At 62.6% G+C, this 15,020-nt stretch carries 17 protein-coding genes and 1 tRNA gene; 11 read left to right on the top strand and 7 right to left on the bottom strand.

The features are described from left to right. Nucleotides 1-255, bottom strand: a 255-nt coding sequence (locus V7N12_RS11175) for an isocitrate/isopropylmalate family dehydrogenase (protein WP_333714643.1), incomplete at its 3' end; no start/stop codon positions are given. Nucleotides 256-350: 95 nt separating this feature from the next. Then, nucleotides 351-427: transfer RNA gene (locus tag V7N12_RS11170), tRNA-Ile, on the bottom strand. Nucleotides 428-599: 172 nt separating this feature from the next. On the opposite strand from V7N12_RS11170, the gene purM reads away from it, so the two are divergent. The 4 genes from purM to V7N12_RS11150 all read left to right on the top strand — a co-directional run bounded on the left by purM (nt 600) and on the right by V7N12_RS11150 (nt 3,922). Beyond that, nucleotides 600-1,640 (top strand): phosphoribosylformylglycinamidine cyclo-ligase, encoded by a 1,041-nt coding sequence (gene purM / locus V7N12_RS11165; RefSeq protein WP_333714642.1) that lies wholly within the window; start codon nt 600-602, stop codon nt 1,638-1,640. Continuing rightward, on the top strand, nt 1,637-2,227 hold the full coding sequence (gene purN, locus V7N12_RS11160) for a phosphoribosylglycinamide formyltransferase (RefSeq protein ID WP_333714640.1): 591 nt from the start codon (nt 1,637-1,639) through the stop codon (nt 2,225-2,227). Before purM ends, purN begins: the two co-directional genes overlap by 4 nt. Nucleotides 2,228-2,305: 78 nt before the next feature. After that, a complete protein-coding gene (rnd, locus tag V7N12_RS11155; protein WP_333714638.1) occupies nt 2,306-3,463 on the top strand; it encodes a ribonuclease D in 1,158 nt (385 codons plus the stop codon). A 51-nt stretch (nt 3,464-3,514) separates the two neighbouring features. Further along, nucleotides 3,515-3,922: a SufE family protein gene (locus tag V7N12_RS11150; RefSeq protein ID WP_333714636.1), complete on the top strand. Its 408-nt coding sequence runs from the start codon at nt 3,515-3,517 to the stop codon at nt 3,920-3,922. Here the strand turns inward: V7N12_RS11150 and V7N12_RS11145 are convergent. From V7N12_RS11145 to V7N12_RS11135, 3 genes are read right to left on the bottom strand one after another with little or no spacing between them, the layout of a single operon-like run. Next, complete coding sequence (locus tag V7N12_RS11145) at nt 3,919-4,542, bottom strand: DUF1638 domain-containing protein (protein WP_333714635.1); 624 nt, start codon at nt 4,540-4,542, stop codon at nt 3,919-3,921. The two genes, V7N12_RS11150 and V7N12_RS11145, sit on opposite strands and share 4 nt — an antisense overlap. Continuing rightward, nucleotides 4,532-4,732 carry a hypothetical protein gene (locus V7N12_RS11140; RefSeq protein WP_333714634.1) on the bottom strand — a complete coding sequence of 67 codons (201 nt, stop codon included), beginning with the start codon at nt 4,730-4,732 and terminating at the stop codon, nt 4,532-4,534. Before V7N12_RS11140 ends, V7N12_RS11145 begins: the two co-directional genes overlap by 11 nt. 50 nt (nt 4,733-4,782) lie before the next feature. Further along, nucleotides 4,783-5,490, bottom strand: a complete 708-nt coding sequence (locus V7N12_RS11135; protein ID WP_333714633.1) for a corrinoid protein — start codon at nt 5,488-5,490, stop codon at nt 4,783-4,785. Between the two features lie 128 nt (nt 5,491-5,618). Between V7N12_RS11135 and V7N12_RS11130 the strand changes: the two genes are divergently transcribed. After that, on the top strand, nt 5,619-6,710 hold the full coding sequence (locus V7N12_RS11130) for a PA0069 family radical SAM protein (protein WP_443089959.1): 1,092 nt from the start codon (nt 5,619-5,621) through the stop codon (nt 6,708-6,710). A 4-nt stretch (nt 6,711-6,714) separates the two neighbouring features. Here V7N12_RS11130 and bmt read toward each other — a convergent pair whose 3' ends face one another. Both bmt and V7N12_RS11120 read right to left on the bottom strand, forming a co-directional pair. Then, nucleotides 6,715-7,731, bottom strand: a complete 1,017-nt coding sequence (bmt, locus tag V7N12_RS11125) for a betaine--homocysteine S-methyltransferase (RefSeq protein ID WP_333714632.1) — start codon at nt 7,729-7,731, stop codon at nt 6,715-6,717. A gap of 135 nt (nt 7,732-7,866) precedes the next feature. After that, entirely contained in the window at nt 7,867-8,181 is a 315-nt protein-coding gene (locus tag V7N12_RS11120; RefSeq protein ID WP_333714630.1) for a DUF1476 domain-containing protein, read from the bottom strand. 134 nt (nt 8,182-8,315) lie between these two features. Between V7N12_RS11120 and purC the strand changes: the two genes are divergently transcribed. The 6 genes from purC to V7N12_RS11090 form a co-directional block, all read left to right on the top strand. Then, entirely contained in the window at nt 8,316-9,080 is a 765-nt protein-coding gene (purC, locus tag V7N12_RS11115; RefSeq protein ID WP_333714629.1) for a phosphoribosylaminoimidazolesuccinocarboxamide synthase, read from the top strand. Nucleotides 9,081-9,107: 27 nt separating this feature from the next. Further along, nucleotides 9,108-9,338, top strand: a complete 231-nt coding sequence (gene purS, locus V7N12_RS11110; RefSeq protein ID WP_333714627.1) for a phosphoribosylformylglycinamidine synthase subunit PurS — start codon at nt 9,108-9,110, stop codon at nt 9,336-9,338. Further along, nucleotides 9,338-10,006, top strand: a complete 669-nt coding sequence (gene purQ / locus V7N12_RS11105) for a phosphoribosylformylglycinamidine synthase subunit PurQ (RefSeq protein WP_333714626.1) — start codon at nt 9,338-9,340, stop codon at nt 10,004-10,006. Before purS ends, purQ begins: the two co-directional genes overlap by 1 nt. A 44-nt stretch (nt 10,007-10,050) precedes the next feature. Continuing rightward, nucleotides 10,051-11,811, top strand: a complete 1,761-nt coding sequence (locus V7N12_RS11100) for a sensor histidine kinase (protein WP_333714625.1) — start codon at nt 10,051-10,053, stop codon at nt 11,809-11,811. Nucleotides 11,812-11,823: 12 nt separating this feature from the next. Further along, a complete protein-coding gene (locus V7N12_RS11095; RefSeq protein ID WP_333714623.1) occupies nt 11,824-13,155 on the top strand; it encodes a sigma-54-dependent transcriptional regulator in 1,332 nt (443 codons plus the stop codon). A gap of 393 nt (nt 13,156-13,548) precedes the next feature. Then, nucleotides 13,549-15,020, top strand: a 1,472-nt coding sequence (locus V7N12_RS11090) for a ribonuclease E/G (RefSeq protein WP_333714622.1), incomplete at its 3' end; no start/stop codon positions are given.

Genomic DNA, 15,020 nt, shown 5'->3' with positions numbered 1-15,020 from the left:
TTCCTCCATCCGCGCCTCATCGGGGGTGATGGTGGCGCATTTCACGCCGACGCCGACTTCCTTGATCTTTTCGGCCGCGTCGATGGTGATCTGGTCGCCGGTTTCGTCCCGCACTTCCATCGCGAGATCGTAATAGAGCAGGTCGATATCGAGATAGGGCAGGATCAGCTTTTGCTTGATGAAGTCCCACATGATGCGGGTCATCTCGTCTCCATCGAGCTCGACGATGGGGTTTTCAACCTTGATCTTGGACATGGGCAGGCTCCGTAGGCGGGGATTCTGCATCAGCAATATCGTATTCGCAGGTGCAGCGATAGCCCTGTATGCCGTCGTATACTGAAGCGCGTGGATGGTAGGCCCGGCAGGACTTGAACCCGCAACCAAAGCGTTATGAGCGCTCTGCTCTAACCAATTGAGCTACAGGCCCACGCGCGATTTTGACTAGCAGACAGGGCGCGGCGGTCAAGCGGTACGTGAGAAATGTGTTTGATTTGGTGATCGAGCGCGATCAGGGGAAATCGCGATCCTCTGCAACGATCCTGTTCCCTTCCATTCCCCAATAGGCTAACGACGCGCGCAAGCGGAACGGAGTTGCCCTGATGACGAAAAACGGTCTCACCTATGCCGATGCGGGCGTGGATATCGACGCAGGCAACACGCTGGTCGAGCGGATCAAACCGGCGGCGAAACGCACTGCGCGGCCCGGGGTGATGTCGGGGCTGGGCGGGTTCGGCGCGCTCTTCGATCTGCGAGCGGCGGGCTATCAGGACCCGATCCTTGTGGCGGCCACCGATGGCGTGGGCACCAAGCTGCGGATTGCGATCGATACCGGCAATGTCGACACGATCGGGATCGATCTGGTGGCGATGTGCGTCAACGATCTGGTCTGTCAGGGGGCCGAGCCGCTTTTGTTTCTGGACTACTTCGCGACCGGCAAGCTGGACCTCGATTCCGCCACGCGGATCATCGAAGGCATCGCGAAGGGCTGCGAACTGTCGGGCTGCGCGCTGATCGGGGGCGAAACCGCAGAGATGCCGGGCATGTATGAGGCGGGCGATTTCGACCTTGCCGGTTTTGCCGTCGGCGCGATGGAACGTGGCGCGGACCTGCCTGCGGGTGTGACCGAGGGTGATGTGCTTCTGGGGCTTGCGTCTGACGGGGTGCATTCCAACGGCTATTCGCTGGTGCGCCGTGTGGTGGCGCTGTCAGGTCTGGGGTGGGACGCAAAGGCACCCTTTGCCGAGACCTCGCTGGGCGAGGCGCTGCTGGCGCCCACGCGGCTTTACGTCAAGCAGGCGCTGGCCGCGGTGCGGGCGGGCGGGGTGCACGGCCTTGCCCATATCACCGGCGGCGGTCTGACCGAGAACCTGCCGCGTGTGCTGCCCGAAGGGCTGGGGGCCACGATCGATCTGGGCGCATGGACGCTGCCGCCGGTCTTCCGCTGGCTGGCCGAGACCGGCGGGCTGGCCGAGGCAGAGATGCTCAAGACCTTCAACGCCGGGATCGGCATGGTGCTGGTGGTGGATGCCGCGCGGGCGGATGCCCTTGCCGACCTGCTGACCGGCGCGGGAGAGACCGTCTGCCGTCTGGGCCATGTCACCAAGGGGCAGGGTGTCAGCTACACAGGCGCGCTTTTGTGACCAAGCGCGTCGCGATCCTGATTTCGGGGGGCGGCTCGAACATGGTCGCGCTCGCCCGGTCGATGCAAGGTGACCATCCGGCGCGGCCTGTGCTGGTGCTGTCGAATGATCCTGAGGCGGGTGGTCTTGCGAAAGCGCGGGCGTTGTCGATTCCGACCTTTGCGGTCGATCACAGGCCTTTCGGCAAGGATCGCGCGGCCTTCGAGGGGGCGTTGCAGTCGGCGCTTGGGACGGCCAGACCGGACATCATCTGTCTGGCGGGGTTCATGCGGATCCTGACACCGGACTTCACCGCCGGATGGGACGGGCGGATGCTGAATATCCACCCCTCGCTGCTGCCGAAATACAAGGGCCTGCATACCCATGCGCGCGCGCTGGCGGCCGGAGACGCCGAACACGGTTGCACCGTGCACGAGGTGACGGCGGCGCTGGACGATGGCCCGATCCTTGGGCAGGCGCGCATCAAGGTGCAGCCGGACGATACGCCAGGTACGCTGGCCGCGCGGCTCTTGCCGCTGGAACACCAGCTTTATCCGGCGGTGCTGCGCAGGTTCGCAAGCGGCGACCGGACGCCGGTCATGCTCTGACAGCTTCCGCGCTTTTCATCGGGTGGGCTTTCGCCTATCACGGGCGGAATTGAAACACCCCGATTTGGCCGCCCGCGCATGAAAACACTGACCTCGACCCAAGACCTTGCCGCATTCTGTGCCGAAGCCGCAAAGCGGCCCTATGTGACCGTCGATACCGAATTCCTGCGCGAGCGGACCTATTATTCCAAGCTTTGCCTGATCCAGCTTGCCTATCGGGACGAGGCGGGTGAAGACGCGGTGCTGGTCGATCCGCTGGTGGACGGGCTGTCGCTGACGCCGCTCTACGACCTGTTTCAGGATGCGGGCTGTGTGAAGGTGTTTCATGCCGCGCGCCAGGATCTTGAGATTTTCTTTGTCGATGCGGGCATTATCCCTGCGCCGCTGTTCGACACACAGGTCGCAGCGATGGTCTGCGGGTTCGGCGAACAGGCGGGCTATGAAACGCTGGTGCGCAAGATCGCCAAGGCCGATCTGGACAAATCCTCGCGCTTTACCGACTGGTCGCGGCGGCCCCTGACCGATGCGCAGGCGAAATACGCGCTGGCCGATGTCACGCACCTGCGGGATATCTACGAATACCTTGCCGCCCGTCTGGGCAAAAGCGGTCGCAGCAAATGGGTGGCCGAGGAAATGGCCGTGCTGAACGACCCCGAGACATACCGCGTGGACCCCGATCAGGCATGGCGGCGGGTGAAGACCCGCACCAACTCGGGCAAGTTTCTGGCCATCGTGCGCGAACTGGCCCGCTTTCGCGAGGTTTACGCCCAAGATCGCAACATCCCGCGGTCGCGCGTCTTCAAGGATGATGCGCTGGTGGAACTGGCCTCGACCAAGCCGCAGAACGAAAGCGATCTGGGCAGGTCACGGCTCTTGCTGCGCGAGGCGCGCAAGGGCGATATCGCGGAAGGCATTCTGGCCAGCATCAAGGCAGGGCTTGCGGTGCGGCCCGAGGACATGCCGAAGATGGACGATGCGCGCGCCAAGCTGCAGGTGAACCCGGCGCTGGCCGATATGCTGCGGGTGCTGCTGAAGGCCAAGACGGATGAATTCGATGTGGCCCCCAAGCTGATTGCCGCGGCCGCTGATCTTGATGCGCTGGCGGCGGGCGAGCGTGATATCGCGGCCCTGAAAGGCTGGCGGCGCGAGGTTTTCGGCAATGATGCGCTGCGGCTGTGTCAGGGCGAGGTCGGACTGGCCGTCAAGGGACAGAAGGTCGTGACGGTCACCCTTTGACCGATCCCGCCTTGCGGTCTAGATCACCCCTCAGATGACAAGAGGACAGCAATGGCTAATCCTGATTTCGAAGAGCTGGTCGAAACCTTCGCGTTTCTCGACGACTGGGAAGACCGCTACCGCCATGTGATCGACATGGGCAAGGCGATGCCGCCACTGGAAGACGCGCTGCGGGTGCCTGCGACCAAGGTCGATGGCTGCGCCAGTCAGGTCTGGCTGGTGCCCAAGATAGAAGGCGATGTCTTCACCTTTCGGGGCGAAAGCGACGCGATGATCGTGCGCGGGCTGATCGCGGTGCTCCATACGCTTTACAGCGGCCAGCGGGTCGCGGATGTGCTGGCGATCGATGCGCCGGCGGAACTGGGGCGGCTGGGGCTGAACGATCATCTATCGGCGCAACGCTCGAACGGGTTGCGCGCCATGGTGCAGCGCATCCGGGAAACGGCAGCGGCGGCCTAGAGACGCACGATCGCCGTCGCAAGATCACCATATCCGGTGAAGCGCCTCTCAAACGCCAGCCCCAGTTTCGCCGCACAGGCCTGCGCCTTGGCGGTCAGTGCCGGATCGTCAGTCTGCGCCTGATAGACCAGCGTTGTGTAATTGCCGAAATACATATCCCGCAGGGCAGGGTGCTTGCCCAGCCCGAGCGGTTCCCAGACGAAGGCGTCGAACTGCCGGACCAGAAAATCCGTCAGATAGAAGGCGGTGATTTCGTCGCGGGCGGCGAAAGTCTCGTTTCCCTCAAAGAAGGCATAGCAATGCGGGCCTGCGACCATCCCGACGCCCAGATCGCGGCACGCCGCCTCTAGCAGGCCGCCGGTGCCGCAGTCGGCATAGACCACGAAGATGTCGTCATAGGCCGCGCGGTGCCTTGCGACCGCATCCCTGACGGCGGGCACGATCTTTTCGGGGTGGTTGTGGTAGATCGCTGGCAGGCAGTGCAGGTCGAGGTGGTCCAGACCATTGGCGGCCTTGATCGCCAATATCTCACGCGCAAGCGCCCCGCAGGCCAGCAACAGGATCCGGCCCTTGCCCGTGGGGGCAAGCCCCTTGGTCGTCAGGGCGGCGTCAGTCGTCATTGTCGCGCTTCAAGCGCGGCGCAACATAGCGCACCCCAAGCGCGAGCGCCGCGACAGCCGTCGAAAGCAGCATGATTTGCGACAGGGACGCACCCCCATCCGCGGCAAGGAAGCTCGCGAAAAGCGCGACGGTTCCCCCCGCAAGGGCAAGCACGGTGACCAGAATGAAGATCAGACGATTAAGCGGCATGGCGTTTCTCCTCTATTCAAAGATAGGAACGCCGCGCCGGTTTCGAAAGATCAGCGCGCGGCGGCAGCCTGATTGTGCTTGCGCGCCATGAAAGATTTCGCGGTTTCGACCGCCACGGCCGCATCGCGGCAATAGGCGTCGGCGCCGATGGCCTTGCCGAATTCCTCGTTCAGCGGCGCACCGCCGACCAGCACCACATAGTCGTCGCGCATGCCCTTTTCGATCATCGTGTCGATCACGACCTTCATATAGGGCATCGTCGTCGTCAGCAGGGCCGACATGCCGAGGATATCGGGCTGTTCGGTCTCCAGCGCCTCGACATACTTTTCGACCGCGTTGTTGATGCCGAGGTCGACCACCTCGAAGCCCGCACCTTCCATCATCATCGACACAAGGTTCTTGCCGATGTCGTGGATGTCGCCCTTGACGGTGCCGATCACCATCTTGCCGACGCGCGGCGCGCCGGTTTCGGCCAGAAGCGGCTTCAGGATCGCCATGCCGCCTTTCATGGCGTTGGCGGCCAAAAGCACCTCGGGAACGAAGAGGATCCCGTCGCGGAAGTCGTTGCCGACGATGGTCATGCCGCCGACAAGCGCCTCGGTCAGGACCCTGTAGGGTTCCCAGCCACGCGAGAGCAGAATGTTCACGCCTTCCTCGATCTCTTCCTTCATGCCGTCGTAAAGATCGTCGAACATCTGCGCGACGAGGTCTTCGTCGTTGAGTTCGGACAGGATGATGTCGTCTTCTTCGTCGGACATGGGGATAACCCTTCAAGTGATGATCTTGGCGACCTTATTGCGCCCAATTGATTTTTCCTACCTGCTGAATACCGACATTCGCAAGAACGTGACCGACTTTTGGTTGCTCGTGTTCCTGAAATGTTCTAATGTTGATTATGCAAAAGGATCAACTGTCAGACCGTTATGATGTGCGGGGGCGCGGGGCGGCATCGAACCCGGCGGTCCGCTTTGATGCCACACATCGCGAGGTCTTCGACGATGGCTGGGACATCGCAGAAGACCTGCCGGTCCTGCGCACGCAAGTGCGTGAAGAGATTGCGAAATCCATCATCAGCACCAACCGCTCGCCCGATCTGTCGTTCGACCGCTCGATCAACCCCTATCGCGGGTGCGAGCATGGGTGCATCTACTGCTATGCCCGCCCCAGCCATGCCTTTCTGGGCCTCTCGCCGGGGCTGGATTTCGAAACCCTGCTGACGGTCAAGCCGAATGCCGCCGCGCTGTTGGATGCGGCGCTGCGCAAGCCTGCTTACCGGCCCGAGACCATCGCCATCGGGACCAATACCGACCCCTATCAGCCTGTCGAGAAAACCCGCAGGATCATGCGCGCGGTCTTGCAGGTGCTGTCCGACTTCAGCCACCCCACGGCCATCGTCACCAAGGGCACGCTGATCGCGCGCGATATCGACATTCTGGCCCCGATGGCGGCAAAGGGCCTGTTGCGGGTTGGGATCAGTGTGACGACGCTTGATCCGGCGATGTCGCGCAAGCTGGAACCGCGTGTGCCCGCGCCGCAGGCCCGTTTGCGGGTGATCCGCCAGCTCAGCGATGCGGGGATACCGGTGCGCGTCATGGTCTCGCCGGTGATCCCCGCGCTGACCGACCACGAGGTCGAGGATATCCTTGCGGCGGCGAAAGCGGCCGGCGCGGTGGCGGCCTCGTCCATCATCCTGCGCCTGCCGCGTGAGGTGGCGCCGCTGTTCAGGGACTGGCTTGCCGAACATGTGCCGGACCGTGCAGCGCGCGTCATGAACCGTGTCCGGGAATTGCACGGCGGCAAGGACTACGACGCCGACTTCGGAAAGCGGATGACCGGGCAGGGTGTCTGGGCGGACTTGCAGCGCCAAAGGTTCAGGCGCGCGGCCAAGCGGTTGGGCTTGGACCGGACCCTGCCACCCTTGCGCTGCGATCTGTTCGCCGCACCGGCGCGCGCGGGCGATCAGCTTTCGCTTTTCTGAAAGGTCAGCCGCGCCGCCGCCGTCCGCGACGCGGCGCGGCCTCGGGCCCTGCGCCGTCCGTGCCGTCCGAAACGGACGAGAAGGCCCCCAGCTTTTCGACGATCACGTCAAGCGTCGGTGCGCCGGACTTTGGCCGCGTCTCAAGCGCCTTGCGCATCGCGACCAGATGTTCCGGCGTGGTGCCACAGCAGCCGCCGATGATCGTCGCGCCGCAATCGCGGGCAAGGACGGCATAATCGGCCATCAGGTCGGGCGTGCCGTCATAATGGATATGCCCGTCGTGATACTTGGGGATACCGGCGTTGCCCTTGGCGATGATCGGCAGGGTCGGGCCAGCGGCGGCGAACCCCAGCACGGTCCGCAAAAGGTCAGAGGCCCCCACACCGCAATTGGCCCCGAACCCAAGCGGCTGGTGGGCCAGTTTGCCGACCTTCTTGACCATATCGGCCGAGGTCAGGCCCATCATCGTGCGCCCTGCGGTGTCGAAGCTCATCGTGCCGCACCATGGCATGTCGGCAAGGGCGAAAGCCTCGGCGGCGGCGGCGAATTCCTCGGGGGCGCTGATCGTTTCGACCCAAAGAACATCGGCCCCGCCCGCCTTCAGACCTTCGGCCTGTTCGTGGAACATCTCGACGGCGATGTCATGCGTCAGGCTGCCCATGGGGGCCATGATCTCGCCCGTCGGCCCGACCGATCCGGCCACCACGATCTTGCGCCCCGCGGCATCGGCGACCTCGCGGCCCAGGGCCGCCGCGGCTTCGTTCAATTCGCGCACGCGGCCTTCGGCGCCGTGCAGTTTCAGGCGCGAGGCATTCCCGCCGAAGCTGTTGGTCAGAAAGATATCGCTGCCCGCGTCGGCGGCACCCTTGTAGAGCGTTCTGATCTTGGCGGTCTCGGTGAGGTTCCACAGCTCTGGCGCATCGCCCGACATCAGCCCCATGTTGAACAGGTTCGTGCCGGTGGCACCATCCGCCATCAGCCAGTCGCGCGTTTCAAGAAGGTCGGACAGGGCATTGGTCATGATCGAGGCTCCGCTTTGGGTCGCGCCCGCTTGCCATGACTGACCGGCACTGGCAAACGCAAAATTTGCATGAAGATCATGCGCCGGTGTCGGATCGACACGACAGAAAGGGTAGATGGTCGTGATCTGGTCCGATCAGACTTCGTTCATGATCTGTCGTTTCGCCTCGACCGCACATTCGGCCATTTTTGCCCGGATCGTCGCCTCGTCGGCGCGCGTCCCCAGATCGCCAGCCACCTTGCGGAAGACGTCTTCGTGGCCCGCCTCTTCGAAGTCGGACTTGATGACTTCGACGGCATAGGCGGCGGCGTCTTCGCCGGTCTTGCCCAACAATCCGGCCGCCCAGAGGCCCAGAAGCTTGTTGGCGCGCGCCTCGGCCTTGAACTGCATTTCGGCATCATGGGCGAATTTGTTTTCAAAGGCGTTTTCGCGGTCGTCGAACGTGCTCATGGGAACCCTCATCCATAGAAGTGCTATGTGCCAAGATATGCCCTCGCAGGTGCTTGCCCGCAAGGGGGCCATGCACTATGACGCGGCCATGATGCCCCTTGATGCGAGGGTGCAGGTCAGCTTGAGGGTCGGATATGGCACGCCGCAAGAAGCTTTACGAAGGCAAGGCAAAGGTCCTTTACGAAGGCCCCGAACCGGGCACGCTGGTGCAATACTTCAAGGACGATGCCACGGCCTTCAACGCGCAAAAGCGGGACGTCATCGATGGCAAGGGCGTGCTGAACAACCGCCTGAGCGAGTTTTTCATGACCGGTCTGACGCAGATCGGCGTGCCGAACCATTTCATCAAACGCCTGAACATGCGCGAACAGTTGATCCGCCAGGTCGAGATCATCCCGCTCGAGGTGATCGTGCGCAATTTCGCCGCCGGTTCCATGGCCAAGCGTCTGGGCATGGAAGAGGGCACAGCGCTGCCGCGCCCGATCGTGGAATTCTCCTACAAGGACGACGCGCTTGGCGATCCGCTGGTGCCCGAGGAATACATCATCGCCTTCGGCTGGGCCAGCCAGCAGGAACTGGATGACATCGTCAGCATCGCCCTGCGCGTGAACGACTGGCTGTCGGGCACGATGTATGGCGTGGGCATCAAGCTTGTGGACTTCAAGATCGAGATCGGCCGCGTCTGGGACGGCGAATTCCCGCGCCTGATCGTCGCCGACGAAATCAGCCCCGATAGCTGCCGGTTGTGGGATGTGGAGACTGGACAAAAGCTGGACAAGGATGTGTTCCGCCGCGATCTGGGCAGCCTCACCGACGCCTATACCGAAGTGGCGCGGCGACTTGGGGTCCTGCCCACGAACGTGACCCATGCGCCGACCCGGCCCACCTTGATCAACTGATCCCCCGATCCTCGAAAGGAGCACCCGATGAAAGCCCGTGTTCATGTTATGCTGAAGACCGGTGTTCTTGATCCGCAGGGCGAGGCGGTGCGCCACGCGCTGGGATCGCTGGGCTTTGCCGGGGTCGAGGCCGTCAGGCAGGGCAAGGTGATCGAGCTTGATCTGGCCGATGGCACCTCCGAGGACACGATCAGGGACATGTGCGAAAGGCTGTTGGCCAATACGGTGATCGAAAGCTACCGGGTCGAGGTGCTCTGATGCGCGCGGCGGTCATCGTCTTTCCGGGATCGAACTGTGATCGTGACATGGCGGTGGCGCTCAGGGCGGCCGGTGCCGATGTCAGCATGGTCTGGCACAAGGATGCGGCCCTGCCCGAGGATGTCGATCTGGTGGCGGTGCCGGGCGGCTTTTCCTTCGGCGATTATCTGCGCTGCGGCGCGATTGCGGCGAAATCCCCCATCTGCAAGGCGGTGGTCGCCCATGTGGACCGTGGCGGCTATGCGCTTGGGGTCTGCAACGGCTTTCAGGTCCTGACCGAGACCGGCCTTCTGCCCGGGGCCCTGATGCGCAATGCGGGGTTGAAGTTCATCTGCAAGACCGTTGATCTGAGAGTGGAAACATCTGCCAGCGCCTTCACCGAACGATACGCGACAGGCGCGAATGTCCGCTTTCCGATTGCCCATCATGACGGCAACTACACGGTGGATCCCGACACGCTTGCCCGGTTGCGCGATCAGGACCGCATCGCCTTTAGCTATGCCGACAATCTGAATGGATCGGTCGCCGATATCGCCGGCGTCCTGTCCGAGAACCGCCGTGTCTTGGGCCTGATGCCCCACCCCGAGCGTGCGGTCGACGCAGGTCACGGCGGCACCGACGGACAGGCGCTTTTCCGCGGGCTTCTGGCACAATTTGCCCACGCCTGACGGGTTTTCTTGCCCGGCTGGCCTGCTGGACATAGACTGCGGCAATGGCAATGGCAGCGATCAGCAGGATCCTTAGCGAAGCGGCGCGCGGGCGCTGGTATCTGCGCCTTGCCGTGATCGTCATCTGCATGTTTGCGGTCATGGTCATCTATGCGGCCAACCAGCTTCTGACCCAACGATCCATCGACACCATCGCCAATCGCGCCGAGGTGCGGCTGGCGCTTTACGTCAGCAACCTGATGAACGAGCTGGACCGGATCTCGATCGTGCCGCAGCTTCTGGCGCGGGATCCCGACCTGATCACCGCGCTTGATCGCAATGACTATGTGCAGACCACGCCGCGGCTTTTGTCCTTCTTCGAAGAGATCGGCGCGGAATCGCTGACGCTGTTCGACAGGGGCGGGCGGGTCGTCGCCTCGACGGATCGCCAGCGGATCGGCGAGTTGCACCGCGAAGCGCCTTATTTCGTGGATGCGGTCCGCAGTGATCAGACCGTTTTTACGACCTTTCGAGATGCCAACGGCATTTATCAGTTTCTCTATTCGCGCCGGATCGACGGGATGAACGGTCTTGCGGGTGTGATCGTCGTGCGCGTCAGGAATTCCACCATCGAAAGAAGCTGGCAAAGCGCCCCTGACGCCGTCTTCGTGACCGACAGCGAAGGAACCATCGTCATGGCCAGCGAACCGCGCTGGCGTGGCTTCACGGAATCCGAGGCGCTGGCACGGCAGTCTGCACCGACCTCGATCGAACGCGCCCTTCGCATGACGCAAGGCTGGGGGTCGCTGCCGCCGGATGCATATGTGCAGGGCGAGGCGGTCCTGCGCGGTGAAATGCGCGTGCCGCATCAGGGTTGGCGCATGGTCAGTTTCACCACCTATGCGTCGGTCCGCGACAGCGTCAACGGCATCCTCGCGCTGGTCGCCATGTTCTTTGCGATTCTGCTGGCCTTCCTGTTCTGGTCCGTGTCGCGCAAGACGGCCTCGCGGTTGGTGTTTTTCCAGCGCGAGTCAGCAGAGCTTCGCGCGCTGAACCGCCGACTTCAGCGGGAAATCGCCGAGCGTGAGAAGGTGGAAAAGACCCTTCAGGTGGCCGAACAGACCATTGCGCAATCCTCCAAGCTTGCGGCTTTGGGGGAAATGTCGGCAGCGGTCAGCCACGAGTTGAACCAGCCCCTTGCGGCGATGAAGACCTATCTTGCCGGTGCCAAACTTCTGCTGCAACGCGAGCGTCCGGACGAGGCGCTGGCGTCCTTCCAGAGGGTCGATGACCTGCTGGAACGGATGGGCGCGCTGACGCGGCAGTTGAAGTCCTATGCGCGCAAGGGATCGCAGGCCTTCGAACCTGTGGATACAAGGGCTGCGGTCTCGACGGCACTGGCGCTGATGGAACCGCAATTGAAGTCCCGTGCGGTCAATATCGTGCGGGTCTTGCCTGATGAACCGGTCATGATCCTCGGTGATCGGTTGCGGCTTGAGCAGGTGATCATCAACCTTTTGCGCAATGCGCTGGATGCCACCAAGCTTGCGCAGAACCCGACCATCGAAATCCTCTTGGTCAAGGGCGATATCGTCAGTCTCAAAATTCGCGACAACGGACCCGGGGTCGAAAATCTGGATGAGCTTTTCGAACCTTTCTACACCACCAAACAACCCGGTGATGGGGTCGGGCTTGGGCTTGCTATTTCCTCCGGTATTGTGAACGATTTGGGCGGGCGCCTGACGGCCCGTAACGGGGCCGATGGCGGGGCTATTTTCGAAGTGCAGCTCCCTGTCCTGGCAGAGGGGGTCGCTGCGGCTGAATAAGGACAACCGGGCATGAGCAAGGTCATGAAAATCGCGATCGTCGATGACGAGAAGGACATGCGCCATTCGATATCGCAATGGCTGGCCCTGTCTGGGTTCGATACCGAGACCTTCGCATCCGCCGAAGAGGCGTTGAAGAAGATCGGCGCCGATTACCCCGGTGTCGTCGTCAGCGATATCAAGATGCCCGGCATGGATGGCATGCAGCTTTTGAAAAAGCTCAAGGGCGTGGACGGCTCCTTGCCGGTGATCATGATCACGGGCCATGGCGATGTGCCCATGGCGGTCGAGGCGATGCGGATCGGTGCCTTCGATTTTCTGGAGAAACCTTTCAACCCCGACCGCATGACCGCCCTTGCGAAACGGGCGACGCAGGCGCGGCGCCTGACGCTGGACAGCCGGGTGTTGCGGCGCGAGTTGTCGGACGGCTCGGCGCTGATCAAAAAGCTGATCGGGCAGTCGCCTGCCATGCAAAGGTTGAAAGAGGACATCCTCGATCTGGGGCAAGCCGATGGCCATGTGCTGATCGAAGGCGAGACGGGAACCGGCAAGACGCTGGTCGCCCACGCGCTGCACGCGGTCGGCGCCCGCGCAAGCAAGCCCTTCGTCCTGCTGAGCTGTGCCGCCTATGACGAAGAAACCCTCAGCCGCAAGATATTCGGCCCCGCGCAGGACGACGAACCGCTGCCCGCGATCGGCAAGGCCCGTGGCGGCACGCTGGTGCTGGAAGATATCGAGGCGCTCAGCCCGCAGTTGCAGTCGCGTCTGCTGACCGAGATCAACGCCCAGGGCACACCGGCAGAAACGCGGATCGTCGCGATCTGCAACCTGCAAGAGCACAACAAGACCATCGAGGATGTGTTGCGGGCCGATCTGTTCTACCGCCTTGCCGCCCTGCGCGTCGTCGTGCCGCCCCTGCGCCAGCGTGGCGAGGATATATTGGTGCTCTTTGCCCGACTAGGCGAACAGTTCGCCGACGAATACGGCTGTGACGCGCCAGAGGTGACGGCACAGGAGGCCGCCCAGCTTTTGCAGGCCCCATGGCCGGGCAACGTGCGCCAGTTGATCAACGTGGCCGAGCGGGCGGTTTTGCAGAACCGGCGCGGCACGGGGTCTATTGCCTCGCTCTTGATGGCGGATGTGGAAGAAGCGAAACCCGCGATGACCACCGAAGGAAAGCCGCTGAAGGAATTCGTCGAGGCGTTCGAGCGCATGTTGATCGACAACACGATGCGGCGGCATCGCGGCTCGATCGTCTCGGTCATGGAAGAGCTGTGCCTGCCGCGCCGCACCCTGAACGAGAAGATGGCCAAATACGGGCTGCAACGCTCGGATTACCTTTAGGGCGGGGGGTGCGCCATGCGGCTGCACAGGGGCACTTGTGCAGGATGCCATTCCTCAAGTATGTAAAAGGAACGGATGCCCGCGCGCTGGTTGTGCGGTGATGTCCGATTGGAATTCTCTGCCTTGTCGGGCATGTCTCGGATAACGCAGCTGATTTGATCCCTCGGGGTCAGAAGAACGCCGCAGGTCGCGCGAAAGCGCCGACCGGGCCATGAACGGGCCCCCAGCCGGGGTCGGAGTGAAACGCGATGCTAGGCGCGCAGATAGTCAGGCACGATGCAGCGGCCCCAAGGGGCGCTGGCACGGCCCGCGCGTATATCGCCAATATCAATCACATAGCACGGACAACGGCATCCCCAGGGGCACCGCCGGGGCTGTGTGTGAACGGACAAAATGCCAAAGAAAATGCTTATCGATGCGACACATGCGGAAGAAACCCGCGTTGTCGTTGTAGACGGAAACAAAGTCGAAGAATTTGATTTCGAAAGCCAGTTCAAGCGTCAGCTTGCTGGGAATATCTATCTGGCCAAGGTCACGCGCGTCGAACCCTCGTTGCAGGCGGCCTTCGTGGATTATGGCGGAAACCGCCACGGTTTCCTTGCCTTCTCGGAAATCCATCCCGACTATTACCAGATCCCGATTGCCGACCGCGAGGCGCTGATCGCCGAGGAAAAGGCCTATGCCGAGGCGATGCGCGCCGAAGCCGACGCCGAGGCCGAGCGGGCCAAAGAGGACAAGGCGCGACCAAAGCGCCGCCGTCGCCGTGCCAAGGCGGCGGATGTCGTGTCCGACGATGCCGTTCTGACCGAAGAGCTCGACACGCCCGAAGAGGAAACATCGGGCGATATCGCGGGGATGGAAACCATCGACCTTGACGATACCGAAGAGGGCAGCTCGCCGATGGAGCTGGTCTCGGAGACGCCTGTCGAAACACCCGCCAGCGACGAAGACCTCGACGACGAGGACGAGGCGGACGACGGCGACAAGGACGACGAGATCGAAAGCGTGTCCGAGGTCGATGATACCGACGATGTCCGCCCGGTCCGCAAGCCGCGCCCCAAGCACTACAAGATTCAAGAGGTCATCAAGGTCCGCCAGATCCTGCTGATCCAGGTGGTCAAGGAAGAGCGCGGCAACAAGGGCGCGGCGCTGACGACCTATCTGTCGCTGGCGGGTCGCTATTGCGTCCTGATGCCGAACACGGCCCGTGGTGGTGGCATCAGCCGCAAGATCACCAATGTCGCCGACCGCAAGAAGCTGAAGGAAATCGCGGGCGAACTGACCGTGCCGGAAGGGGCGGGGCTGATCATCCGCACCGCCGGTTCCCAGCGCACCAAGGCCGAGATCAAGCGCGATTACGAATACCTGCAACGCATGTGGGAACAGATCCGCGAGCTGACGCTGAAATCGACCGCGCCCGCCAAGATCTACGAGGAAGGAGATCTGATCAAACGCTCGATCCGCGATCTCTATTCGAAAGAGATCGACGAGGTCATCGTCGCGGGCGAGGCGGGCTATCGCACCGCCAAGGACTTCATGAAAATGATCATGCCGTCCCACGCCAAGAACGTGAAGCATTACGCCGAACAACTGCCGCTTTTCGCGCGCTATCAGGTCGAAGGCTATCTGAACGGGATGTTCAACCCGACGGTGCAACTGCCCTCGGGCGGCTATATCGTCATCGGCGTCACCGAGGCGCTGGTCGCGATCGACGTCAACTCTGGCCGCGCGACCAAGGAAGGCTCGATCGAGCAGACCGCGCTCAAGACCAACCTCGAAGCCGCCGACGAGGTGGCGCGCCAGTTGCGTCTGCGTGACCTTGCGGGCCTGATCGTCATCGACTTCATCGACATGGACGAGCGGCG

Source organism: Yoonia sp., from assembly GCF_036770585.1.
Taxonomy (GTDB): Bacteria; Pseudomonadota; Alphaproteobacteria; order Rhodobacterales; family Rhodobacteraceae; genus Yoonia.
Note: the sequence above shows the minus strand (reverse complement) of the source record. Positions and strands in the feature narration are given on the sequence as shown.